This window comes from Salmonella enterica subsp. enterica serovar Typhimurium str. LT2, from assembly GCF_000006945.2.
Lineage (GTDB): Bacteria > Pseudomonadota > Gammaproteobacteria > Enterobacterales > Enterobacteriaceae > Salmonella > Salmonella enterica.
The window spans coordinates 1,028,376-1,052,576 of record NC_003197.2 but is presented as its reverse complement, the minus strand read 5'-3'; the positions used below and the strand labels follow the sequence as shown (position 1 = coordinate 1,052,576).

Annotated in this window: 18 protein-coding genes and 27 other annotated features; of the genes, 7 read left to right on the top strand and 11 right to left on the bottom strand. The window is 54.0% G+C overall.

The annotated features are described in order from the left end of the window. Window positions 1–178: 178 nt before the first annotated feature. The 10 genes from ycaM to lrp form a co-directional block, all read right to left on the bottom strand. Window positions 179–1,612, bottom strand: a protein-coding gene (gene ycaM, locus STM0969; protein ID NP_459944.1) for a putative APC family, amino-acid transporter. Within the gene, window positions 179–1,600 belong to an annotated coding region; the region does not span the whole gene. Beyond that, window positions 1,607–1,612, bottom strand: a ribosome-binding site (putative RBS for ycaM; RegulonDB:STMS1H001256). (Overlaps the previous gene by 6 nt.) A gap of 205 nt (window positions 1,613–1,817) precedes the next feature. After that, the gene (ycaD, locus tag STM0968) for a putative MFS family transport protein (protein ID NP_459943.1) occupies window positions 1,818–2,979 on the bottom strand. Within the gene, window positions 1,818–2,966 belong to an annotated coding region; the region does not span the whole gene. Continuing rightward, window positions 2,974–2,979: a ribosome-binding site (putative RBS for ycaD; RegulonDB:STMS1H001255), on the bottom strand. Its footprint overlaps the gene before it by 6 nt. A 336-nt stretch (window positions 2,980–3,315) precedes the next feature. After that, window positions 3,316–4,192 (bottom strand): anaerobic dimethyl sulfoxide reductase, subunit C gene (gene dmsC, locus STM0966; protein ID NP_459942.1). Within the gene, window positions 3,316–4,179 belong to an annotated coding region; the region does not span the whole gene. Then, the gene (gene dmsB / locus STM0965; RefSeq protein NP_459941.1) for an anaerobic dimethyl sulfoxide reductase, subunit B occupies window positions 4,181–4,810 on the bottom strand. Within the gene, window positions 4,181–4,798 belong to an annotated coding region; the region does not span the whole gene. The genes dmsC and dmsB overlap by 12 nt, the downstream gene beginning before the upstream one ends. Then, window positions 4,187–4,192: a ribosome-binding site (putative RBS for dmsC; RegulonDB:STMS1H001253), on the bottom strand. It overlaps the preceding gene by 6 nt. Further along, window positions 4,805–4,810, bottom strand: a ribosome-binding site (putative RBS for dmsB; RegulonDB:STMS1H001252). It lies within the gene dmsB. Beyond that, the gene (gene dmsA, locus STM0964) for an anaerobic dimethyl sulfoxide reductase, subunit A (protein ID NP_459940.1) occupies window positions 4,809–7,308 on the bottom strand. Within the gene, window positions 4,809–7,253 belong to an annotated coding region; the region does not span the whole gene. Before dmsA ends, dmsB begins: the two co-directional genes overlap by 2 nt. Next, window positions 7,265–7,270, bottom strand: a ribosome-binding site (putative RBS for dmsA; RegulonDB:STMS1H001251). (Overlaps the previous gene by 6 nt.) After that, window positions 7,273–7,281: a -10 signal (putative -10_signal for dmsA; RegulonDB:STMLTH004710), on the bottom strand. Then, window positions 7,300–7,308: a -35 signal (putative -35_signal for dmsA; RegulonDB:STMLTH004710), on the bottom strand. Window positions 7,309–7,393: 85 nt before the next feature. Continuing rightward, window positions 7,394–7,414: a protein binding site (putative binding site for NarL, RegulonDB: STMS1H000308), on the bottom strand. A 57-nt stretch (window positions 7,415–7,471) separates the two neighbouring features. Beyond that, window positions 7,472–7,492 (bottom strand) — a protein binding site (putative binding site for NarL, RegulonDB: STMS1H000317). Beyond that, window positions 7,490–8,792, bottom strand: a protein-coding gene (gene serS / locus STM0963; RefSeq protein NP_459939.1) for a serine tRNA synthetase. Within the gene, window positions 7,490–8,782 belong to an annotated coding region; the region does not span the whole gene. It overlaps the preceding feature by 3 nt. Beyond that, window positions 7,574–7,583, bottom strand: a protein binding site (putative binding site for FNR, RegulonDB: STMS1H000162). It overlaps the preceding gene by 10 nt. Further along, window positions 7,592–7,612, bottom strand: a protein binding site (putative binding site for NarL, RegulonDB: STMS1H000312). Continuing rightward, window positions 8,787–8,792: a ribosome-binding site (putative RBS for serS; RegulonDB:STMS1H001250), on the bottom strand. Before the next feature lie 248 nt (window positions 8,793–9,040). After that, the gene (ycaJ, locus tag STM0962; protein ID NP_459938.1) for a putative polynucleotide enzyme occupies window positions 9,041–10,394 on the bottom strand. Within the gene, window positions 9,041–10,384 belong to an annotated coding region; the region does not span the whole gene. Continuing rightward, window positions 10,389–10,394: a ribosome-binding site (putative RBS for ycaJ; RegulonDB:STMS1H001249), on the bottom strand. It overlaps the preceding gene by 6 nt. Beyond that, window positions 10,394–11,016 (bottom strand): periplasmic protein gene (lolA, locus tag STM0961; RefSeq protein ID NP_459937.1). Within the gene, window positions 10,394–11,008 belong to an annotated coding region; the region does not span the whole gene. The genes ycaJ and lolA overlap by 1 nt, the downstream gene beginning before the upstream one ends. Beyond that, window positions 11,011–11,016, bottom strand: a ribosome-binding site (putative RBS for lolA; RegulonDB:STMS1H001248). It overlaps the preceding gene by 6 nt. A gap of 131 nt (window positions 11,017–11,147) precedes the next feature. Beyond that, window positions 11,148–15,217 (bottom strand): cell division protein gene (gene ftsK / locus STM0960; protein NP_459936.1). Within the gene, window positions 11,148–15,203 belong to an annotated coding region; the region does not span the whole gene. Beyond that, window positions 15,212–15,217 (bottom strand) — a ribosome-binding site (putative RBS for ftsK; RegulonDB:STMS1H001247). It overlaps the preceding gene by 6 nt. A gap of 120 nt (window positions 15,218–15,337) precedes the next feature. Continuing rightward, window positions 15,338–15,907 (bottom strand): regulator for lrp regulon and high-affinity branched-chain amino acid transport system gene (gene lrp, locus STM0959; protein NP_459935.1). Within the gene, window positions 15,338–15,832 belong to an annotated coding region; the region does not span the whole gene. Beyond that, window positions 15,843–15,848 (bottom strand) — a ribosome-binding site (putative RBS for lrp; RegulonDB:STMS1H001246). Its footprint overlaps the gene before it by 6 nt. Further along, window positions 15,871–15,879: a -10 signal (putative -10_signal for lrp; RegulonDB:STMLTH004709), on the bottom strand. Then, window positions 15,899–15,907 (bottom strand) — a -35 signal (putative -35_signal for lrp; RegulonDB:STMLTH004709). Before the next feature lie 136 nt (window positions 15,908–16,043). Then, window positions 16,044–16,058: a protein binding site (putative binding site for Lrp, RegulonDB: STMS1H000260), on the bottom strand. A 95-nt stretch (window positions 16,059–16,153) separates the two neighbouring features. Further along, window positions 16,154–16,168, bottom strand: a protein binding site (putative binding site for Lrp, RegulonDB: STMS1H000263). Window positions 16,169–16,366: 198 nt separating this feature from the next. After that, window positions 16,367–16,372 (top strand) — a ribosome-binding site (putative RBS for trxB; RegulonDB:STMS1H001245). On the opposite strand from lrp, the gene trxB reads away from it, so the two are divergent. From trxB to infA, 6 genes are all read left to right on the top strand, one after another. After that, window positions 16,367–17,346 (top strand): thioredoxin reductase gene (gene trxB / locus STM0958; RefSeq protein NP_459934.1). Within the gene, window positions 16,378–17,346 belong to an annotated coding region; the region does not span the whole gene. It overlaps the preceding feature by 6 nt. A 113-nt stretch (window positions 17,347–17,459) precedes the next feature. After that, window positions 17,460–19,226 carry a cytochrome-related transporter gene (gene cydD / locus STM0957; protein NP_459933.1) on the top strand — a complete coding sequence of 589 codons (1,767 nt, stop codon included), beginning with the start codon at window positions 17,460–17,462 and terminating at the stop codon, window positions 19,224–19,226. Further along, window positions 19,212–19,217 (top strand) — a ribosome-binding site (putative RBS for cydC; RegulonDB:STMS1H001244). Its footprint overlaps the gene before it by 6 nt. Continuing rightward, the gene (cydC, locus tag STM0956) for a cytochrome-related transporter (RefSeq protein NP_459932.1) occupies window positions 19,212–20,948 on the top strand. Within the gene, window positions 19,227–20,948 belong to an annotated coding region; the region does not span the whole gene. The genes cydD and cydC overlap by 15 nt, the downstream gene beginning before the upstream one ends. Before the next feature lie 28 nt (window positions 20,949–20,976). Then, window positions 20,977–20,982, top strand: a ribosome-binding site (putative RBS for aat; RegulonDB:STMS1H001243). Next, the gene (gene aat, locus STM0955; protein ID NP_459931.1) for a leucyl, phenylalanyl-tRNA-protein transferase occupies window positions 20,977–21,697 on the top strand. Within the gene, window positions 20,993–21,697 belong to an annotated coding region; the region does not span the whole gene. It overlaps the preceding feature by 6 nt. Beyond that, window positions 21,692–21,697: a ribosome-binding site (putative RBS for STM0954; RegulonDB:STMS1H001242), on the top strand. It overlaps the preceding gene by 6 nt. Continuing rightward, the gene (locus tag STM0954; protein NP_459930.1) for a putative inner membrane protein occupies window positions 21,692–22,081 on the top strand. Within the gene, window positions 21,698–22,081 belong to an annotated coding region; the region does not span the whole gene. The genes aat and STM0954 overlap by 6 nt, the downstream gene beginning before the upstream one ends. Beyond that, window positions 22,000–22,005, top strand: a ribosome-binding site (putative RBS for infA; RegulonDB:STMS1H001241). It overlaps the preceding gene by 6 nt. Further along, window positions 22,000–22,227 (top strand): protein chain initiation factor IF-1 gene (gene infA / locus STM0953; RefSeq protein NP_459929.1). Within the gene, window positions 22,009–22,227 belong to an annotated coding region; the region does not span the whole gene. Before STM0954 ends, infA begins: the two co-directional genes overlap by 82 nt. A 90-nt stretch (window positions 22,228–22,317) precedes the next feature. Here the strand turns inward: infA and STM0952 are convergent. Then, the gene (locus STM0952; protein NP_459928.1) for a putative transcriptional regulator, lysR family occupies window positions 22,318–23,234 on the bottom strand. Within the gene, window positions 22,318–23,229 belong to an annotated coding region; the region does not span the whole gene. Next, window positions 23,229–23,234, bottom strand: a ribosome-binding site (putative RBS for STM0952; RegulonDB:STMS1H001240). It overlaps the preceding gene by 6 nt. Before the next feature lie 95 nt (window positions 23,235–23,329). Beyond that, window positions 23,330–23,335, top strand: a ribosome-binding site (putative RBS for STM0951; RegulonDB:STMS1H001239). Between STM0952 and STM0951 the strand changes: the two genes are divergently transcribed. Next, the gene (locus STM0951; RefSeq protein NP_459927.1) for a putative cytoplasmic protein occupies window positions 23,330–24,198 on the top strand. Within the gene, window positions 23,338–24,198 belong to an annotated coding region; the region does not span the whole gene. Its footprint overlaps the feature before it by 6 nt. Window positions 24,199–24,201 lie beyond the last annotated feature (3 nt).

The following is a 24,201-nucleotide window of genomic DNA, read 5'->3' as shown; positions in this document are numbered from 1 at the left end:
AACAATATTGCGCTAACCAGGTATTAAATACAGAGTCGCTTATCTGCTGCTGGGTTGAAGGTCTGACAACTATTGCTGCCCCCGGCGCCTGTTAATACCGTGGTCTCCGCCTGGAACCCAGGCACCTGTAACCTTAAAAGGCGCTCGCCTGACAGGAGCGCCGTGGAAAAGAGCGTCGTTATGTGTTTCTACGCGCCAGCAGTGGGAAAATTAATCCCAACCCGACCAGGACAAAAGGCGTCACGATGTTCAACGTCAGCTGGAATGTCCACTCCGGCGTGAACGCCTCCATTTTGGGGAAAATACCGGTAAGGCAGGCAAACGCGGTGAAGGCAAAACACCATATTCCCACAGTTAACGCCAACGCCCGGTTGCGAATAAACACATATTCGGGTTTGTACTTTTGCGCCAGTCGAATGACGGCAATAAAGGCGACAAATACCCACAGATAGCGCAGCGGCATAACGACTGAATTGAGATTAAGCAGCCATTTGTACAGGTTGTTCATATCGCCGATGCCAAGCGTTGGCAACATAATCAAGATAGCGACCAACACTAATGTCAGCAAATAACCGTTAACAGGCGTACCTGAAGCGTTAGTACGACATAAGCGCTGCGGGATATATTTAGTGTCTGCATCACCCAGTAAAACTTTCAGTGGCGCATCAATAGAAAACACCAGCGCGGCGATTTGCCCCAGAGTATTGGCAATGGCATAAATAACCATTAATGAATTACCCATATGGTAATACTCACCCAATTTCTGGAATGCATAATATTGCCCATTGGTCATTAAATCGTCAGGTATATGCCGGGAATCAAACATCATTCCCATCGCCAACGAACCGAGGATAGCGCAGACCGCAACCATGACGGCTAAAAAGAGCATCCCCTTCGGAAATTCTTTTCCTGGATTCCGCGTCTGGTTGACATAAGGCGAGATCTTCTCTGCCCCACCAACCGCAAAGACCAACATAGAGATGGTGGTGATATAGGTAAAATCGATATGAGGAATAAATGACTGCCAGGTGATGTTAGTGGTCGCAATTTCAACGTTTGTAATTGCTGGCGCGGTCACTGCCATCACAACATATAAAATTGACATGATAAACATGGCAATTCCGGCCACAGACCCAACAACCTTTAGCGATTTCATCCCCCGGGAAGCAACCCACATAAAGAAAACAAACAATGCCAGCGTCAGCCCCTGCAAGGCAACGACGGTATATTCTTTTATCAACGAGCCGTCGCCTTTTAAAGCCCATCCCAATGCAATGAGTATCGCCTGCGGCTTTTGCGCCAGGTAGGGAATATGCACGACCCAATAAGTCCATGCCGCAAGGTAAGCCAACCCCGGCCCCATCGTATGCTTAATCCAGGTACTGACGCCCCCTTTTCCCTCTTTGAAGGTTGAGCCCAGTTGCCCCACGATTAAGGCATAAGGAATAAAATAGAGCGCAAAAATAAACACCCAGGAGAAGACAACCACTAACCCCTGGTTAGCATAGTTATTGACAACATTGCCGAATCCCCAAACGGTAATAAACGACATCAAGGCGATGTTGTACCATCGCAACTGTTTTTCCTGCACATTCGGCATAACGCGATCCTTCGTGAACACAATGCTATTACTATAAATGAAGCGGGGAATTATGCGCGGTAAAGACGAAGAGAGAAAATAGAGGAGCGCAAAATTATAACCTTCGGCACATTTTATTTTTCAGTAAAGCAAGAAAATTATGCAGGTCAATTATTTCACGTAAAACATAAACAAAGAGTATGCAAGACTCACGTCCTGCATACGATTCAGAGAACAGTCAGATGTGGGCGACAGGATTAGGCGTCTGGCCGGCGTTACGTAACAGCATCAGCAGATAAATAAACGATACGCTGGCGATCATAATAAACAGCAGATTATCTGAATAATTCTGCATTAACATCGCAGCAAAAGACGGCCCCAACAGGCTCCCTACCGTATAACTTAACAACAGCGCCTGGTTCATTGCCACAAGCTGGTGGTGTTCGACTTTTTCACAGGCCCAGGCCATTGCAACGGGATAAAGCGTAAAACCCGCCGCCCCCAGAATAAACAGAGCTGGCGCCATCGCCGCCTGGGTTAACATGGCAATACTGCCGAGTATGACAACGAATACCTGTACGCGTAACACCAGCAAGCGACCAAATTTGTCCGCCAGACGTCCCATTGGCCATTGCCCCAAAATACCGGCACTCACCAGCACCGCCATCCAGAAACCGATGCTGGCGTTAGCCATCCCCTGATGCTTCAGATATAACGGCATCAGGCCATATAATGAACCAAGAACAATGCCGGAAATAATACAACCATTCACGCCAAGACGCGCCTGGCGTAGCTTCAGCATGGCGCTAATAGAAGAGGAATGACGTGCCTGCGTTTGCTGATTTACAATTCGGGTAAAGAGTAGCGGCAGAATTCCCGCCAGAATCATTCCGGTCACCCAGGGAAGAACGTGCAGCAATTCACCAGATACTTTACTGACCAATAATTGTCCAAGGAAGGTCCCCATATAATAGACCATCATATAGGCAGCCAGCAGGCGCCCGCGATTATGCGAGGTTCCGCTGCACATCAACGCGCTCTCGACAACCACCCAAATCATGGCGCAGCCGATACCGGCAATAAAACGCCAGCTCATCCAGCTCCAGAACCCCACCATCACCCCCAATCCGACACAACCCGCGGCGAAGATCAGCGAGGCAAGATAATAGCTACGGTTAAACCCAATGCGTTTAATTAAATACCCGGTAAATAACGTCCCGACCAGATTGCCGGTAAAATAAGACGAGCTGACCATCCCCACCTGCCAGGTCGGAAGGTTTGCCTGAGCAAGCCACAGCGGCACAAGCGTATTCAGTACCGCAATGGCCAGAGTCAACAAAAGTAGCCCGCACAGCAAAAGCATGACGGGACGGGTATAGGTGGACATGAATAAAAACCGTGAGGAAGTTCAAATTTCATGCGCATCATGCCATCGCCAAAAACATTGTCAATCGGCTCCGCATGGGCGATCCGCAAGTTTTGAGACTATCGATTTGATTTACTTATTCTGCGCGTGAATATATTGAAAGGCTAAAAATTCATCCTCTTGTTTTTATTAATCTAACCCGCAAAATCGGCGTTTTGTTCAGTCGAAAAATTTCATGGTTCCTTTAGCTTCGTTTTCTTCTCTATGGATTTATATGCGCCTTCTCCGCCCCGGTTATATTCCTTAGATTGATGGCGGCTAAAGGCGAATTCGGCCTGCACGTTCTGCAGGCCGAATGCGCGTCAACGCGTTAACTGGCTACCGCCATGCCCACGGTCATATGCAGCCCATAGAATACGCCGCGGCCAATCAATTCCCCCGCCAGCATCAGAATGAAGGCGACAGAGAGCAACGGTACCGCAGGTTGATACCCTTTTAACTGTGGCACAATCCAGCAGCACAACGCCGCCGCAAGCAGCACCATACGCCAGGCCATCAGCGAACCATAATCCGGCACCAGAGCAGACGCCTGCTGAATGGAACTGTGAATCGTCGCCAGTTCCGCGCCCTGCATGGCCACCATAATGGCAATAACCACCAGCGCCAGCACCGAAACCGCAGGCAACAAACGCATCGCCCAACCGTTCACGCCCGCGATGCGCAGCAGCAGATAACCCAGTAGCGGGCCACCCATAAAGAGCGTCAGGAAGAAGCCCAGCGGCGTCCAGACGCTATACCAGGTCGGTACTGTATCGATGCTGTTATAGACGCGTACCATCATCCAGACGAAGACGACGCCCAGTACCATCGTGATAATCAGCCAGAGTGTGCGCAGTGCCGGCGGCAGCTTTTTCAGTACCGCCAGCAGCCAGCCGATCCCGCCGACCGCAAAAAACACCGAGCCGCTGGCAATTTCATTGCTCAGTGCGGAAGCACCCACGCGGTTAAGCGAGTTAAACGCGCGCATCGGCGAGCCCAGATGCAGCATCGAGGCGATAAAGCCAATCCCCATCAGCACCCACAGACCAAACATACAGGCGATCACCCGCTGCTGCGTTTCCGCGCGCAGGTCGCCCTTCATCAGCGCCAGAGCCAGAACAATAAAACCACCGGCCACGCACTGACCAAAGACCGTGAAGATCATCAACGGCCATTCATGCCATCCACTTCCCATCTTATACCTCCTTCGGATTGGCCAGATAACCGGTGGTGTCCCCGGTCGGGCGGCTGTTGGCGTTGGGTTTAATCACAATATTCGGCTTCGTGAAATGCGCGCGCGGCAACGGCGCGACGGCAGCCAGCTCACCGTGTTTTTTGCGCAGTTCATCGATAGGACCAAAGTCCAGCGCCCGCAGCGGGCAGGATTCGACGCAAATCGGTTTCTTACCTTCCGCCACCCGGTCATAACAGCCATCGCACTTGGTCATATGACCTTTGGCCGCGTTGTACTGCGGCGCGCCGTACGGGCAGGCCATGTGGCAGTAGCGGCAACCGATACAGACCTCTTCGTTCACCACCACAAAACCGTCATCGCGCTTGTGCATCGCGCCGCTCGGGCAGACTTTGGTGCAGGCCGGGTCTTCGCAGTGGTTACAGGAGATGGAGAGATAGTAGGCAAAGACGTTCTGGTGCCAGACGCCGTTATCTTCCTGCCAGTCGCCGCCCGCATACTCATAAATGCGGCGGAAGCTGACATCCGGGGTCAAATCTTTGTAGTCCTTGCAGGCCAGTTCGCAGGTTTTGCAACCGGTGCAACGGCTGGAATCAATAAAAAATCCATACTGGGTTGTCATCGGTTACTCCTTACGCCTTTTCAACCTGAACGAGGTTCGTATGTGACGGGTTCCCCTTCGCCAGCGGAGAAGGACGTTGGGTCGTCAGTACGTTAATACATCCGCCCTGATCCACGCGTTTTGCATCCGGGTCATACCATGCGCCTTCTCCCAGGGCGACCACGCCCGGCATCATGCGCGGCGTCACTTTAGCCTCGATATGTACTTCGCCGCGATCGTTGAAGATGCGGACTTTGTCGCCATTGTTGATACCGCGTTTCTGCGCATCCATTGGGTTAATCCACATTTCCTGGCGACAGGCGGCTTTCAGTACGTCTACGTTGCCATAAGTGGAATGTACACGCGCTTTATAGTGGAAACCCGTCAACTGCAGCGGGAATTTATCCGTTAGCGGATCGTTATAGTTTTCAAAACCTGGCGTGTAGATCGGTAATGGATCGATCACGTCGCCTTCCGGCAGCTCCCAGGTGGCGGCGATATCCGCCAACGCCTGTGAATAGATTTCAATCTTGCCCGATGGCGTTGTAAGTGGATTCGCTTGCGGATCTTCGCGGAAGTCTTTATAGGCGACATGGTGGCCTTCGGGGTCACGCTGTTTGAAGATGCCTTGCTTACGGAACTCCTCAAAGGTGGGCAGATTCGGAATGGATTTACGCGACTGTTCGTACAGATGACGCATCCACTCTTCTTGCGTCCGTCCTTCGGTAAACTGTTGTTCCACGCCAAGACGTTTCGCCAGTTCGCTGGTCATCTCATAAATCGTCTTACACTCGAAGCGCGGTTTAATCGCCTGGTCAGTGAAGATAACGTAAGACATGTTCCCGCAGGAGGCATCCAGCGCAAAGTCCATCTGCTCAGAAGCAGTGCAATCAGGCAACAGAATATCGGCGTATTTTGCCGACGAGGTCATATGACAGTCGATAACGACGATCATTTCGCATTTCTTGTCATCCTGCAGGATTTCGTGGGTGCGGTTAATCTCAGAGTGCTGGTTAATCAAACAGTTGCCAGCATAGTTCCAGATCATTTTGATCGGCACGTCCAGCTTATCTTTCCCCCGCACGCCATCACGCAGCGCCGTCATTTCCGGGCCGCGTTCAATGGCATCGGTCCACATAAACATGGAGATGCTGGTTTCAACCGGGTTTTCTAACGTGGGCATACGTTCAAATGGCAGGGCATAAGACCCTTCGCGCGCGCCGCTATTACCTCCGTTAATCCCAACATTACCCGTCAGGATCGCCAGCATCGAGATGGCGCGCGTGGCGATTTCTCCATTAGCATGACGTTGTGGTCCCCATCCCTGGCAAATATAGGCGGGTTTAGCGCTGCCGATTTCTCGCGCCAGCTTAATAATGCGATCCGCCGGGATACCGGTAATTTGCGCCGCCCACTCCGGCGTCTTCGCGATACCGTCTTTACCCTGGCCCAGAATATAGGCTTTGTAGTGACCGTTTTTCGGCGCGCTGGCAGGCAAGGTTTTTTCGTCATAACCAACGCAATATTTATCCAGGAACGGCTGATCGACCATGTTCTCGGTGATTAAGACATATGCCAGACCATTGACCAGCGCCGCATCGGTACCTGGACGAATCGGAATCCACTCATCTTCGCGACCAGCGCCAGTGTCGGTGTAACGAGGGTCGATAATGATCATCCGCGCGTTTGATTTCTGCCGCGCCTGTTCAAGATAATACGTTACACCGCCCCCGCTCATGCGGGTTTCGCCAGGGTTATTGCCAAACAATACCACCAGCTTACTGTTTTCAATGTCGGACGGACTATTGCCATCCGCCCAGCCGCCATAGGTGTAGTTCAGACCCGCTGCGATTTGCGCGGAAGAGTAATCACCGTAGTGATTAAGATAACCGCCGCAGCAGTTCATCAGACGAGCGACCAGCGTTTTTCCTGGCGGCCATGAACGTGTCAAAGTGCCGCCCAGCGTTCCCGTGCCATAGTTCAGATAAATGGACTCGTTGCCATACTCTTTGATAAGACGCTGCATATTGGTGGCAATGATATCGTAGGCTTCGTCCCAGCTAATACGCTCAAATTTACCTTCGCCGCGCGCGCCGACGCGCTTCATCGGATACTTGAGCCGATCCGGGTTATAGACGCGACGGCGCATAGAACGACCGCGCAGGCAGGCGCGAACCTGGTGCAGGCCATCGTAATCATCGTTTCCGGTATTATCCGTTTCTACATATTTGATTTCGCCATCCACAACATGCATACGTAGCGGACAACGGCTGCCACAGTTTACCGTACAGGCGCTCCAGACGACTTTCTCGCCGGTTTTCGCCGGGCTTATTGCCTCTGCGGCGTTAGCGATGCGGGTAAATGGCAGGGTAAATGCGCTACTGGCCATCGCCAGGCCGCCTATCGCGGTGGTTTTGACTAAACCACGACGGCTCACCTCGGCTGCCAGCACGGCATCAGGGATCTTAGTTTTCATAAGGGCTCACTCTGCTGCTCACAATAAAAAAACAATAAAACGATGTATAGAATTTTATATAGCGATAGCATCGCTATAAAGTCTGATATATATCGAAAAAGTAGAAAAATAGTGTTAAAAACTGACCTTCATTCGAAATCAGTATTACCCCTAATAGGGTAGGGATTATTGTCCGGTATCAAACTGGCATAAAAAAAGCGCCCGAAGGCGCTTTTTAGAAGAGGAGAAAGCGAGGATTAGCCGATATATTCCAGTCCGTTCATGTACGGACGTAATACTTCCGGCACTTCAATGCGGCCATCAGCCTGCTGATAGTTTTCCATCACAGCCACCAGGGTACGACCTACCGCCAGACCAGAACCATTCAGGGTATGGACCAGACGGGTCTTTTTGTCGGACTTGCTGCGACAACGTGCCTGCATACGACGCGCCTGGAAGTCCCAGACGTTAGAGCAGGAAGAGATCTCGCGGTAGGTATTCTGCGCCGGAACCCAGACTTCGAGGTCATAGGTTTTGCAGGCGCCGAAGCCCATATCGCCAGTGCACAGAATGATTTTACGGTACGGCAGTCCCAGTAGCTGGAGCACTTTTTCCGCGTGGCCGGTCATCTCTTCCAACGCAGCCATAGAATCTTCCGGGCGAACGATCTGCACCATCTCAACTTTGTCAAACTGATGCATACGAATCAGGCCACGGGTATCACGACCATAAGAACCTGCTTCAGAACGGAAACAAGGCGTATGCGCCGTCATTTTAATCGGCAGCTGATCTTCGTCGATGATTTCATCGCGTACCAGATTGGTCAGCGGAACCTCCGCCGTCGGGATCAAAGCATAGTTGCTGCTGTCTGCTTCTTCTTCCAGCGGACGGGTATGGAACAAGTCGCCTGCGAATTTCGGCAATTGACCGGTGCCATACAGCGTGTCGTGGTTAACCAGATACGGCACGTAGTTTTCGCTATAGCCGTGCTGTTCCGTATGCAGATCCAACATGAACTGCGACAATGCGCGATGCATACGCGCAATCTGTCCTTTCATCACCACAAAACGGGAGCCGGTCAGCTTAACCGCGGCGGCAAAGTCGAGGCCGGAGTGCATTTCCCCTAAGGTGACGTGATCGCGGATTTCAAAATCAAACTCACGCGGGGTACCCCAGCGGCTGACTTCAACGTTGTCGTTTTCATCTTTACCTACCGGCACTTCATCCGCAGGCAGGTTTGGGATGGTCAGTGCGATATCGCGGATCTCCGCCAGCAAGGTATCCAGCTCGGCTTTCGCCGCATCCAGCTCTTCGCCCAGTTTATTCACTTCCAGGCGTAAAGGCTCGATATCTTCCCCGCGCGCTTTCGCCTGGCCGATGGATTTCGATCGAGAATTACGCTCCGCCTGCAGGTTTTCCGTGTTGACCTGCAAAACTTTACGACGCTCTTCAAGAGCGCGCAGCTTATCTACATCCAGCTTAAAGCCCCGGCGTGCCAGTTTTTCAGCGACTGCGTCTGGCTCATTACGCAGCAGATTGGGATCGAGCATGCTTATCCTGTGCTTATCGAATAATAAAAGGAAACGCGATCAATTGATGATCGCCTCTGATTGTATTGATGAACGTAAACCGCGTTTACGTAATAGCGACGTTTTCGCCTTACCAGACCGACGACAGCAACAACGCATCCATTGCGCTATACCCGCGGACCTCATAAGCAACGTGCTATCAGGCATAACGAGATTCATCATCAACGCCATGATACCTGGAGCATCATATTTAGAGATAACCTTACCGCAACGTTTACACTAGCGGTAGCGTTTTGTGGGGCTATTTTGATCCTGTTCAGCCAGCCAGGCGAGCTTTTCGCCAATCTTGCCTTCCAGACCACGATTTGTCGGATGATAATAGCGCGTTTGCGCGATTTCCGGCGGGAAGTACACTTCACCCGCAGCATAGGCATTGGGCTCATCGTGGGCATAGCGGTACTCCTGGCCATAGCCCATCTCTTTCATCAGTTTGGTTGGCGCATTACGCAGATGGACAGGAACGTCATAATCAGGACGTTCGCGCGCGTCGGCCAGCGCAGCCTTAAAGGCGGTATAGACGGCGTTGCTCTTCGGTGCGCAGGCGAGATAAACGATAGCCTGCGCGATCGCCCTTTCGCCTTCAGCCGGGCCAACGCGGGTGAAACAATCCCACGCGGCAATGGCGACCTGCATCGCGCGCGGATCGGCATTACCCACATCTTCCGAGGCAATCGCCAGGCAGCGACGCGCCACGTACAGCGGATCGCCTCCCGCAGTAATGATACGGGCATACCAATAGAGGGCGGCATCCGGCGCGCTGCCGCGCACTGATTTATGTAAGGCGGAAATAAGATCGTAGAAGCGATCGCCTTTGTTATCAAAACGCGCGCTGCGCTCGCCGGCGATCTCGGTCAACAAGGCGGGCAATAAAACGCGTTTGCCGCTGTCATCCGCCTCCGCCATATCAGCCATCATTTCCAGCGTATTTAAGGCGCGCCGCGCGTCGCCATTGACCAGCTCAGCAATCGCTCGCCGTGTCTCATCCGGTAACACGATATCCTGATCGCCGTAACCACGCGTTTTGTCCTGCATCGCCTGGTCCAGTACTTGCTCAATATCGTCAGTGGTCAACGATTTCAGCAGATAGACCCGCGCTCGCGACAAGAGCGCTGAGTTCAGCTCAAAAGAGGGATTTTCCGTGGTCGCGCCGATAAAGGTGATAGTGCCATCTTCGATATGCGGTAAAAAGGCGTCCTGCTGGCTTTTGTTAAAGCGATGCACTTCATCGACAAACAGGATGGTACGGCGACCGGCATTACGATTCTGGCGGGCGCGCTCGATAGCTTCGCGAATCTCTTTTACCCCAGAAGTGACGGCGGAAATACGCTCGACATCGGCGCTGGCGTAGCGGGCGATCACTTCAGCGAGCGTGGTTTTCCCCGTCCCTGGCGGCCCCCATAAAATCATGGAGTGCAGATGCCCGGCCTCAATAGCGCGAGGCAACGGCTTACCTGCGGCCAGCAAATGCTGCTGGCCGATATACTGCGCTAAATTTTCCGGCCGCATTCGCGCGGCCAGCGGTTGAAACGTATTATCAGAAAAATCGAGCGACAGATTGCTCACTCATCGCCTCTACTTACGTTGGTCGTCTATCGTTACCCCTTGCGGCGGAGTAAACGTAAATTTTGACGGATCAACCGCGCCGTTTTGCTGGGATTTTAGCTGATAGGCGCTACGCTGATCGTCTTGTTCTACGGCGCTAAACTGGTGGATAGTCCCGTCGCGTCCCACATTGATGGTGAACTGTTTCAGATTGCCGTTGCTGGCTTTCGGCGTCAGCACAAAATTATCGCCGTCCTGCTTAATATTATACTGCTGCCAGTCGCTGGCCTGGTTGCGGGCAATCAGCATAAACGGTGTATTTCCAGTGGCATCTTTCAACCACGTGGCGGTAGCCTGTTCTACAAACGGGTTATAGAACCATAACGTTTTGCCGTCAGAAACCAGAATACTCTCGTCAGGTTGCGTCATATGCCAGTTGAATAGATTTGGCCGCTTAACCCATAAATCACCCTGTCCCTCCTGCACCGCGGCACCGCTGCCATCGGTGACTTTTTGAGTAAAGGTGGCATGAAAGCTGCTCACTTTATCCAGACGGCTTTTCAGAGAGCTGGCGGCGTCAGCCCATACGCTGCTGGCTACAACGCTTGAAAGTAATGCACAGGCGATTGCCATTTTTTTCATCATTATTCCTCAGGTTTCGACACTCCCGACCAGGAGCTCCTTTTGCTTTCTATTCCAGGCCAAAAATCAGCATGAGGAAAGAAGAAAATACTGAATTTTGTTGCCGGATGGCAGCCTGCACAGCGCCATCCGGCTTACAGGTTTACTCAAAAGGCGGCGGAGCCAGCACTTCACGATTACCGTTATGCCCCTGAGCGCTGACAATACCCTGCGCTTCCATCTGTTCGATAATACGCGCCGCACGGTTATAGCCGATGCGGAACTGACGCTGAACGCCGGAAATGGACGCTTTTCGCTTCTGAGTGACGAAATTAACGGCCTGATCGAATAGCGCATCTAATTCTTCGCCGCCGTCAAAACCGCCACCGCCACCTTCGCTTTCGCTGTCGGAGGTAATGCCATCCACATATTGCGGACGACCGCGCGCTTTCCAGTCCTGAACCACCGCATGGACTTCCTGGTCACGCACAAACGCCCCATGGACACGTACCGGCATGGTGGAGTTTGGTCCGGAGTAGAGCATGTCCCCCATACCTAGCAGCGACTCAGCGCCACCCTGATCAAGAATGGTGCGGGAGTCGATCTTGCTGGATACGGTAAAAGCGATACGGGTTGGAATGTTGGCTTTAATTAAACCAGTAATCACATCGACCGACGGACGCTGCGTCGCCAGTACCAGGTGAATCCCCGCGGCGCGCGCTTTCTGCGCCAGACGCGCGATCAGCTCTTCAACTTTTTTACCAACGGTCATCATCAGGTCGGCAAATTCATCAACCAGTACCACGATATACGGCAGTTTTTCCAGAACCGGATGCTGAACATCCATACTGTCGCCCGGCTTCCAGTACGGGTCCGGAATCGGACGTCCCATGCGGGCCGCTTCGGCGATTTTCTCGTTATAACCAGCCAGATTACGCACGCCGAGCGCGGACATCAGCTTATAGCGACGCTCCATCTCATTGACGCTCCAGCGTAACGCGTTAGCCGCGTCTTTCATGTCGGTAACAACTTCCGTCAGCAGATGCGGTATACCTTCATAGACCGAGAGTTCTAACATTTTCGGGTCGATCATGATAAAGCGAACGTCTTCCGGCTGCGCTTTATACAGCATACTGAGGATCATGGCGTTAACCCCGACCGACTTACCGGAACCGGTCGTACCGGCCACCAGCAGGTGAGGCATTTTCGCCAGATCCGCCACTACCGGATCGCCCGCGATATCCTTACCTAACACCACGGTAAGCGGCGACGGATTCTCGCGGAATTTGGCGTTATCCAACACTTCGCGCAGATAAACGGTTTGCCGTTTCTTGTTCGGCAATTCCAACCCTACGTAAGGTTTGCCTGGAATGACTTCCACAACGCGTACGGCTACCGTTGACAATGAGCGCGCCAGATCCCGGGAAAGGTTGGAGATACGCGCTGCTTTAACGCCCGGGGCCAGATTCAGTTCAAAACGAGTAATGACCGGGCCTGGCGAATAGTTCACCACATCAGCTTTAATGCGGAAATCCGCCAGACGCGCTTCAACCAGACGCGCCATTTGTTCCAGCGCAAAGGTATCTACCGGTTCAACTTCGCTCGGCGGCGGTGTCAGAAGATCTAACGAAGGCAGCGGCGTCGTCGGACGCTGTAATGGACGGCTGTCGCCGTTACGCATCAACAGCGGGTGGATCAAGCTGTCTTGCGGCGCTGTCGGCTGTTGCGGCTGCTGATACTGTGGCTGCGGCGCTACCGGCTGCTGCGGCTGCTGATACTGTGGCTGCGGCGCTACCGGCTGCTGCGGCTGCTGATACTGCGGCTGCGGCGCTACCGGCTGTTGCGGCTGCTGATACTGCGGCTGCGGCGCTACCGGCTGTTGCGGCTGCTGATACTGCGGCTGAGGCGCTACCGGCTGTTGCGGCTGCTGATACTGCGGCTGCGGCGCTACCGGCTGCTGCGGCTGCTGATACTGCGGTTGCGGCGCTACCGGCTGTTGCGGCTGCTGGTACTGTGGCTGAGGCTGCGGCGCTACCGGTTGCTGAACAGGCGTTGACTCGGGCATGACACCCGGCGTGAACAGCGGTTCGTGCGGACCTTCATCAACCAATACTTTCATTGGCGAGAAATCCAGATCGTCCAGTGAGAACGGCTGCGCGCCAGCGGGTTGCTCGCCGGAATAGCGCTGCTGTTGCGAAGCGGCAAACTGGCGGGCTAATTCAGCTTCCGCAGCGGTATCGTCATCTTCTGCCTGTTGCGTATCATGCTGATACGTCTCACCATAACGATGCTGCTGCGACTGCGCAAACTGACGGGCTAACTCGTCCTGATGCATTGCATCTATTTCTTCATCGGTTAGCTGCGCGCCCGTCTCGTACTGATTGCGCTCCGCCTCGCGGGCTTTTTCTTCTGCAATCCTCTGTGACGGCAGCTTAATACCGTACGATGCCAGTTCCCGTCGGGTCGGCACGCGAACGCGGTTCGGACGCGGCAGTTGCGGACCAATCCCCTCTTTCACCTGCGGACGCGGCGCGCCGCCGGTAGCCAGACTAAATGCAGGCGCAGCGGCCGCGGCGCCTGCTGCCAGGGCGCCACTCTTAATACCTGCGTCAAGCGACGCGGCGGCGGCTACCGCTTCCACTGGCGGTATGGACGGCGCGACAGATACCGTAGGTTTGACCGGCACGTTCTCTTTTACCGGCTCCGGAATCGGTTGATACCATGCCGCCAGTTGTTCGCGCTCACGGGCGCGTTTCTCTTCCACCTCTTCAAAATAGTAAAGCGGAGGACGGGCAGGTCTGGTCTCTTCTGTGTCAGGTTCAGGCTCGGTGGCAACCGGCTGTTCGATAACCGGCGGCGGCATGTGAGAAGGTTCAGCCGCTATCGGCTCCGGCTGATAAACCGGCGTCGGCTGATGGGTCGGCTCCGGCTGCCATTGCGGCTGTGTTTCCTGCGGCGCAAGAGAGTCATATTCTGCTGCGGTCGCTGGCGTCGCGGCGTATTGCGGCGCGGAAGCGACAGGCACAGGTTGCTGCCACGGCGCACTTTGCGCCTCCTGCGGTTGAGCATATTGCGGATGCGGCTGATACCCCTCCGGCGCAGGCGCGATAACCGGTTCGCCGGTTTGCGGCCCCGGTACGGGCTGCCACTCCACGGTCGGTTGCGCGACAACCGGCTCAGCCCCAGGCATGGGCGGCGTTTGCATTATGGGATCGGCGGACGCTGCCCACGTCTGGGTGACGGCAGTTGCAGCCGCAGCGGCGGCGACCGGTTCGGTGACAGAATGGCCGTTTAACAGCGGATCATATTCATCATATTCCGGCTGCGTCGCACGGTTGCCCGAAAACAGAACGTCGTCGGGATCGGCAGCGACGCCGCGCGCGCTATACTGAATGTCCTCGTCATCATCCATCCGTTTGCCGGAAAAGAGCGCGGCATCGGTCTGACGGCCCCGTGGATTGCTGAATTTTTCAGCCAGTCGCTTACGACGCGCCAACGCGCCGCGCAAAATACGCGCCCGGCGAGATTCACGCTGCACGCCGTCGGTTTCTTCATCGTATTCGTCATCATACTCTTCGTCGTCAACCCACGTATCATCACGCCGGGTACGGTTGCTGGCGAAGGTCAGTATATTAAGCAGCCAGCCGCCTAATTTTTCGGCGATACTGACCCAGGACCAGCCGGTAAAGAGCGTCAGCCCGGCAGCCCAAATACAGAGAAGCATTATCGTTCCGCCGCTACTATGCAACAACGGCTGCAGCGTGGTGCTTAACAGGCTGCCAATTACGCCGCCGGAGGCGAAATACCAGATATCGTCGGCATTAATGGCCGCCAGACCGCAGGAAGTGAGAATCAGCGCCAGCACGCCGATAAGGCGTAGCGACACAGCAAAATAGTCGATGTAATCATCCGTAGACTGATGACGCCACGCAAACCAACACCCGCCGACAATAATGACAGGGATGGTGTAGGCCATTACGCCAAAAATAAAGAACAGTGTATCGGCCAGCCACGCGCCCGGCGCGCCGCCTAAATTATGGATGGGTTCATGCCAGGCGGTTTGCGACCAACTGGGGTCCGAAGGGTTAAAGCTCAACAAGGCCGCCATCAACCAGACGGCAAAAAGGGCAATAAGTATCAACAACGCTTCCAAAAGTCGGCGCCCGCTGCTTAACTTCGTCAATGTGACGTCTTTGTCTTCAGTATATTCCTGGCTCAAAAAAGGCTCTCCAGGTTCCAGGCTTTTCCCGCCCGATGCTAAAACGGACAACAGCACCGGGTTGCCCCGGCACTGTTGCTGTATGGATTAACAGGAGTGTAATCAAACTACAGCGATTTTGCACCTGTTCCGTGTTAGCGTGTCTTAATAACCAGACGATTACTCTGTTTTACCTCTTCCATCACTACGTAAGTTCGGGTGTCGTTCACACCTGGCAAGCGCAGCAACGTCTCTCCCAATAGTTTTCGATACGCTGACATATCCGGTACACGGGTTTTCAACAGGTAGTCGAAATCGCCGGAAACCAAATGACACTCCTGAATCTCTTCAAGCTTTTGCACGGCGGCATTAAACTGTTCAAACACATCCGGCGCGCCGCGATTTAAGGTAATCTCAACGAATACCAGAAGTGACGCATCCAGATAATGCGGGTTCAACAGCGCCGTATAGCCCTGGATAAACCCCTGTCGCTCCAGCCGACGCACACGCTCAAGGCAAGGTGTCGGCGAAAGTCCTACTCGTTTAGAAAGCTCGACGTTGGAAATACGCCCATCCTTTTGCAGTTCATTAAGAATGTTACGATCGATACGGTCGAGATCTTTGCCAGGGCGCTTCTTGCTATCTACCATTATTATTGTCTCTCTGTATTCCTTCCCTACTCCTGCCTGACTCTACTCACATCACTGTTCAGAGTCGCTGCCCATCACGATAGACCGAAACCCAGAGGGATTAACGGCGCGCAATGCCTGGTCTATGGTGAGAAGACCGTTGCCTCGCGGCAGCTATCGACATCACGAATGGCGTCTGTCCACGCCATGCGTAGATTTCACTAGCCCGGTAAACATGGTATTTACATGCATGATTATGCAGCACATACATAACACAGTTTTTTCTTCCTCGAATGTTTTCGCAAAACAGCAGGTGATTGTCAAAGCAAAACATCGATTTTTAGTACAACATGCCAGTTATTCATTAGAGAGGGCGGTAAACTGTCATTTCGTCACCTTATAAGTTACCGATTTTAATTAAAGTTTGTGATGATAACGTCGCTGTCGCGGCCGTTCATCGGTTCATGCTATTACACATATTGTTAACAAAATCGTTATGCTCTTTTTTTACGTCTGTAAATTCCCTACAATTCTGCTCATTGTCTGCCAACAACTATGGGGATCTCATGGGCACGACCAAACACAGTAAGCTGCTTATTCTGGGCTCAGGACCGGCGGGATATACCGCGGCGGTGTATGCCGCGCGCGCAAATTTACAGCCGGTACTTATTACCGGTATGGAAAAAGGCGGTCAACTGACTACCACGACGGAAGTGGAAAACTGGCCCGGCGATCCAAACGATTTGACCGGCCCGCTGCTGATGGAACGCATGCATGAACATGCGGCAAAATTTGAAACCGAGATAATTTTTGATCACATCAACAACGTGGATCTGCAAAATCGTCCGTTCCGTCTGACAGGTGACAGCGCAGAGTACACTTGTGATGCGTTGATCATTGCGACCGGCGCTTCCGCGCGCTATCTGGGGCTGCCATCGGAAGAAGCCTTTAAAGGGCGCGGCGTTTCCGCCTGCGCAACCTGCGACGGTTTCTTCTACCGCAATCAGAAAGTAGCGGTGATCGGCGGCGGCAACACCGCGGTTGAAGAAGCGCTTTATCTGTCCAACATCGCTTCGGAAGTGCACCTTATCCATCGCCGTGACGGTTTCCGCGCTGAAAAAATCCTCATTAAGCGCCTGATGGATAAAGTCGAAAATGGCAATATCATTCTGCACACCAACCGGACGCTGGAAGAAGTGACCGGCGATCAGATGGGCGTCACCGGTCTGCGTCTTCGCGACACGCAGCAGAGCGATAATATCGAGACGCTGGACATCGCCGGACTTTTCGTAGCCATCGGTCATAGCCCAAACACGGCGCTCTTCGAAGGCCAGCTTGAGCTGGAAAATGGTTATATCAAAGTTCAGTCCGGCACCCATGGCAACGCCACACAAACCAGCATCCCTGGCGTATTCGCGGCGGGTGACGTCATGGATCATATTTACCGTCAGGCGATCACCTCTGCAGGTACGGGCTGTATGGCGGCGCTGGATGCTGAACGCTATCTCGATGGTCTGGCCGACGCGAGCAAATAGTTTTTACAAATCAGTAACAAAAGTAAAAAAGGCGACTATAAGTCGCCTTTATTTTTGCGTCGTTGTAACATTGCCCTGCCTGAAATTCCAATAACTCACCTGCTAAGCGTGCAATGAATAAAACCCGTCAAAAAGAGCTGACCCGCTGGTTAAAACAGCAAAGCGTAATCTCCCAACGGTGGTTGAATATTTCCCGCCTGTTGGGGTTCATGAGTGGCGTATTAATTGTCGCTCAGGCCTGGATCATGGCGCGTATCCTGCAACATATGATCATGGAGAACATTCCACGGGAAGCGCTGTTGCTCCCTTTTATCCTGCTGATACTGGTCTTTGTCCTCCGCGCCTGGGTGGTGTGGTTGCGCGAGCGCGTCGGTTTTCATGCCGGACAACATATTCGCTTTGAGATCCGCCGTCAGGTGTTGGATCGTCTGCAGCAAGCCGGCCCAGCCTGGATTCAGGGCAAGCCCGCCGGTAGCTGGGCGACGCTGGTATTGGAACAGATTGACGATATGCATGACTATTATGCGCGCTATCTGCCGCAAATGGCGCTTGCCGTTTGCGTACCGCTCTTAATCGTGGCGGCGATTTTCCCGTCAAATTGGGCGGCGGCGCTGATTCTGCTGGGCACCGCCCCGCTCATTCCCCTATTTATGGCAATGGTGGGGATGGGCGCGGCTGACGCCAACCGCCGCAATTTCCTGGCGCTTGCCCGGCTAAGCGGCCATTTTCTTGACCGTCTGCGCGGGATGGAAACGCTGCGAATTTTCGGTCGTGGAGAAGCGGAAACCGAAAGCATTCGCGCAGCATCGCAGGATTTTCGTCAGCGCACGATGGAAGTACTGCGCCTCGCCTTTTTATCTTCCGGCGTGCTGGAATTTTTCACCTCGCTTTCTATTGCGCTGGTCGCCGTTTATTTTGGCTTCTCTTACCTGGGCGAACTGAACTTTGGTCATTACGGTACCGGCGTGACGCTCGCCGCCGGGTTCCTCGCCTTGATCCTCGCGCCGGAGTTTTTCCAGCCGTTACGCGACCTCGGCACGTTTTACCATGCTAAGGCGCAGGCGGTTGGCGCGGCGGATAGTCTGAAGACGTTTCTGGAAACACCCCTTGCCCACCCGGCGCGCGGCGAAGTTGAGCTGGCGGAAAACGAACCTGTAACCATTGACGCAGTCAATCTTATTATCACCTCGCCAGAAGGCAAAACGCTTGCCGGGCCGCTGAATTTCTCATTAGCGGCAGGAGAACGCGCCGTCCTGGTAGGACGCAGCGGTTCCGGTAAAAGCTCTCTGTTGAATGTATTATCCGGTTTTCTCTCCTATCAGGGATCTTTGCGTATTAACGGTGTCGAGCTTCGCGATCTCTCGCCGGAATCCTGGCGCCAGCATCTCTCCTGGGTTGGGCAAAACCCGCAATTACCTGCAGCGACGCTACGCGAAAATGTATTACTGGCGCGCCCGGACGCCAGCGAGCAGGAACTTTATGCCGCGCTTGACGCCGCATGGGTAAGCGAGTTTTTACCGCTGCTGCCGCAGGGAGTAGACACCCCGCTCGGCAATCATGCCAGCAGACTTTCCGTCGGCCAGGCACAGCGTGTAGCGGTCGCCCGTGCGCTACTTAATCCCTGTCAACTGCTACTGCTGGATGAACCGGCGGCAAGCCTGGACGCTCACAGCGAGCAACGCGTCATGCAGGCGTTAAAAGCGGCGTCAAAACGCCAGACCACATTAATGGTGACGCATCAGTTGGAAGATCTCGCCGACTGGGACGCTATCTGGGTTATGCAAGATGGCGCGATTGTCGAACAAGGCAGTTATGCTGAACTCAGCGCCGCCAACGGCGCTTTTGCGACGTTATTGGCTCACCGTCAGGAGGATATTTAAATGCGCGCGCTACTCCCTTATCTGACGCTTTATAAACGCCATAAATGGATGCTAACGCTGGGAATTGCGCTGGCAATCCTGACACTGCTTGCCAGTATCGGGCTGCTGACGCTTTCCGGCTGGTTCCTGTCCGCGTCCGCTATCGCAGGCTTCGCGGGAATTTACAGTTTTAACTATATGCTCCCGGCAGCCGGCGTGCGCGGCGCGGCCATTACCCGTACCGCTGGTCGTTATTTTGAACGTCTGGTAAGTCATGACGCCACGTTCCGCGTACTGCAACATCTGCGTATTTATACCTTTAGCAAACTTCTACCACTCTCCCCCGCGAGTCTGGCGCGTTATCAGCAAGGTGAACTGCTGAACCGCATCGTTGCCGACGTCGACACGCTGGACCATCTCTATTTGCGCGTCATCTCCCCGCTGGTCGGCGCTTTTGTAGTGATTATGATTGTCACCCTGGGGCTTAGCGTTCTCGACGTGACGCTGGCGATCACGCTGGGCGGCATTATGCTGTTGACGCTGTTTATTATGCCGCCGGTGTTTTATCGCGCCGGCAAAAATACCGGCCAAAATCTGACGCATCTACGCGGTCAGTATCGCCAGCAGCTCACGTCATGGTTACAGGGCCAGGCGGAACTCACCATTTTTGGCGCCAGCAAACGCTATCGGGCGCAAATGGAAGCCACCGAATTACAATGGCATGAGGCCCAACGCCGACAGTCTGAACTCACCGCCTTATCGCAGGCGTTAATGCTGCTGATTGGTGCGCTGGCGGTGATGTTAATGTTGTGGATGGCCTCCGGCGGCGTTGGCGGCAATACGCAGCCCGGCGCGCTCATCGCGCTGTTTGTCTTCTGCGCGCTGGCGGCTTTCGAGGCGCTTGCGCCCGTTACCGGCGCATTCCAGCATCTGGGGCAGGTTATCGCCTCTGCGCTTCGTATCACTGAATTAACGGAGCAAAAACCGGAGGTGACCTTTCCGCAAGCAGAAACTCCCGCGCCGGAAAAGGTCACACTCACCCTGCGGGACGTTTCGTTTCGTTATCCCGACCAGCCGATTAATGCGCTCAATGCCCTCTCATTACAGGCTAATCCTGGCGAGCATGTCGCTATTCTGGGGCGTACCGGCTGCGGAAAATCAACGCTGTTGCAGCTACTCACCCGCGCCTGGGACCCGCAACAAGGCGAAATTCTGCTCAACGATCTTCCGCTATCCTCGCTGAGCGAATCCGCCTTACGCCGGACTATCAGCGTGGTGCCGCAGCGTGTCCACCTGTTCAGCGCCACGCTGCGTGATAATTTATTACTGGCGGCGCCCAATGCCAGCGACGAAGCCCTTTCCGACATGCTGCGTCGCGTCGGCCTCGAAAATCTGCTCGAAGATAGTGGGCTTAATAGCTGGCTCGGCGAAGGCGGTCGTCTGCTATCCGGCGGCGAACTTCGTCGTCTGGCCATCGCCCGCGCGCTGTTGCACGATGCCCCGTTGATGCTGTTGGATGAGCCTACTGAGGGGCTGGATGCGACCACCGAGAGCGAAATGCTGGAATTACTTGCCGATGTGATGCGCGAGAAAACCGTCCTGATGGTGACTCACCGTTTGCGCGGCCTGGCCCGTTTTGATCAAATCATCGTAATGGACGACGGGCACATCATTGAGCGAGGCACTCATGCAGAATTGTTAGCCGGACAAGGGCGCTATTATCAGTTTAAACAACGTCTGTAAGCTATTATTGAACGATCCGACTTGCGTACTGGAGTTTCGCCGTCATGCGTCTGGTTCAGCTTTCCCGACATTCTATCGCCTTCCCTTCGCCGGAAGGCGCTTTACGCGAGCCTAACGGTTTACTGGCGCTGGGCGGCGATCTCAGCCCTGCCCGGTTGTTAATGGCCTACCAGCACGGGATTTTTCCGTGGTTTTCGCCGGGCGACCCGATTCTGTGGTGGTCGCCCGATCCTCGCGCCGTGCTGTGGCCTGAAAAGTTTCACCTCAGTCGCAGTATGAAGCGCTTTCACAACGCATCCCCTTACCGCGTGACGCTCAATTACGCTTTCGATCGGGTCATTGATGGATGCGCCAATCACCGTGACGAAGGCACCTGGATAACGCGTGGTATTGAGGAAGCCTATCGCCGATTACATGAATTGGGCCACGCGCACTCCATTGAAGTGTGGCGCGATCGGGAACTGGTCGGCGGGATGTATGGCGTCTCGCAGGGGGCGCTGTTTTGCGGCGAATCGATGTTTAGCCGCCAGGAGAATGCCTCTAAAACCGCACTGCTGGTTTTTTGCGCTGAATTTACCCGTCACGGCGGTAAACTTATTGATTGTCAGGTACTTAATAGTCATACCGCCTCGCTCGGCGCCATTGAAATTCCACGTCGTGACTACCTCGATCACCTCGCGGCCTTACGCCAACAGCCGCTGGCCTCCCGTTTTTGGGTGCCGCGGACATTATTTTTGCCCCGGAAGTGAATGTTTTCGGCACATTTTTTATTGGGGTGTTATAATTGCTGCCGCAGAATTGGTTTAGCTCATTATCCCGCAGCCCGTTGTCAGGTAACGCCCATCGTTTATTTCACCGTTCCCTTATATGTTGCGCTTATGTCGATACATCAGGCGGTAGTATCAGGGAAAAGGTGTATAACGCGGCGTTGTCGTGTGTCGCGGAATCATGTGCTAAACCTGGTTTGCTGTGTTTTAAACGCACAAATCTTTACTTATCAAAAGAAGTTCGGCATTATCTTGCCGGTTCAAATTATGGTAGTGATACCCCAGAGGATTAGATGGCCAAAGAAGACAATATTGAAATGCAAGGTACCGTTCTCGAAACGTTACCTAATACCATGTTCCGCGTAGAGTTAGAAAACGGTCACGTGGTTACTGCACACATCTCCGGTAAAATGCGTAAGAACTACATCCGCATCCTGACGGGCGACAAAGTGACCGTTGAGCTGACCCCGTACGACCTGAGCAAAGGCCGCATTGTCTTCCGTAGTCGCTAATTGTCTCCTCACGCCCTGAAGGGCGGCTGGATAAAAGGTCGGTTTAACCGGCCTTTTTTGCGTCCATTAAGTTGATGAATGACGAGCAGGTTACTCTTCCACCATTCGCGCATACTCTTCCGTCAAAAAATCGACCAACGCACGTACGGAAGGTAATAATCCTCGCCGGGATGGGAACACAGCATGAATAACCTCCCGCCGGGGCTCCCACTCTTCCAGCACCGCGACCAGTTCACCGGCGGCCAGTTGTTCTTTCACCATTAAGACAGGTAGCTGCACAAGCCCCACGCCCGCCATCGCCGCCTCGCGTAGCGCCAACATGTCGGTGGTAATCATACGCGGGGTAAAATGGACTTCCGCACGCGCGCCCTGCGGGCCGTAAAGTTCCCAGCGGTGGATATGCTTGCCGGATGCAAGACTTAGCCCAGGCCAATGGCTCAACTCCGCCGGCGCGGAAGGGATTCCCATCCGTGCGATAAGATCCGGGCTGGCAAACAAGCGATGCCCTCTGTCAGCCAGGACGCGCATCACCAGGTCGCTATCCTCAAACGGGCGCGGCCTGACGCGAATCGCCACATCCACCCCCTCCCCTACGACGTCCACCCGACGATTGGTTGCTTCAAGCTGTAGCGAAACATCAGGATAACGCGCCATAAATTTCGCCAGCATTGGGCCGATGTGTACATGCAGCAGCGTCACCGGGCAGGTCAGCTTCACGATACCGCGAGGCTCTACCTGCAATGCGGCAATGGCATCCTGCGCCGCCTGAGCTTCCACCAGCATCGCTTTACAGTGCTCATAGAATGTTTGCCCCACTTCGGTAACGTTAAACTGCCGGGTGGTTCGCTGAATCAATCGCACGCCCAGCCGTTCCTCCAGTTGCGCAATACGCCGGCTCAGTTTTGATTTTGGTTCATCAAGCGCACGCCCCGCCGCGGCAAACCCACCCTCTTCGACCACATGCACAAACCACGCAAAATCATTGAGATCCGTTTTTATCATTACATTGTCCTATTAATGGAACGGTATGAGCCATTTTAGCCACTACCGAACCTTTTGTCATGAATATAAGCTTATTCACATCAAGACAACGCCACTGAGGAGAACACCATGAAACAGATTACAGGCGTCTATACCGCACCTCGCCCGCACTGGGTTGGCGATGGATTTCCGGTTCGTTCACTCTTTTCTTATCAGTCACATGCGCAGCAGTTGAGTCCCTTCCTGCTGCTGGATTATGCCGGGCCGCACACCTTTACGCCGGGTAATGAAAAACGCGGCGTTGGGGAGCATCCACACCGCGGTTTCGAGACCGTGACGATTGTTTATAGTGGCGAAGTCGAGCATCGGGACTCTACCGGTCGCGGCGGCGTTATCGGCCCGGGCGACGTTCAGTGGATGACCGCAGGCGCAGGCATTTTGCATGAAGAGTTCCATTCCGACGCGTTTACCCGTCGGGGCGGCGAACTGGAAATGGTGCAGTTGTGGGTTAACCTTCCCATGAAGGACAAAATGACCACCCCGGGTTATCAAAGCATTACCCACGATGTTATCCCGACCGTTACGTTGCCGGATAACGCCGGAGTCGTGCGGGTCATCGCAGGGCGTTATGAAGAGACAAAAGGCCCGGCGCACACTTTCTCGCCGCTCAATGTCTGGGATATGCGCCTGCAACGCAATCGCCAGCTTACATTGGCACAGCCGGAAGGATGGAGCACCGCGCTGGTGGTACTGAAAGGCAATATCACGGTGAACGGCACGACGCCGGTCAACGAAGCGCAACTGGTGGTGTTGAGCCAGCAAGGGAAAACGCTGCACCTTGAGGCCAGCAGCGACGCCAGCGTATTGCTGTTATCAGGCGAGCCACTGAATGAACCGATTGTGGGTTACGGCCCATTTGTTATGAACACGAAACAAGAGATCGCAGAAGCAGTTCGCGATTTCAACTCCGGCCGTTTTGGCCAAATCTGAAAA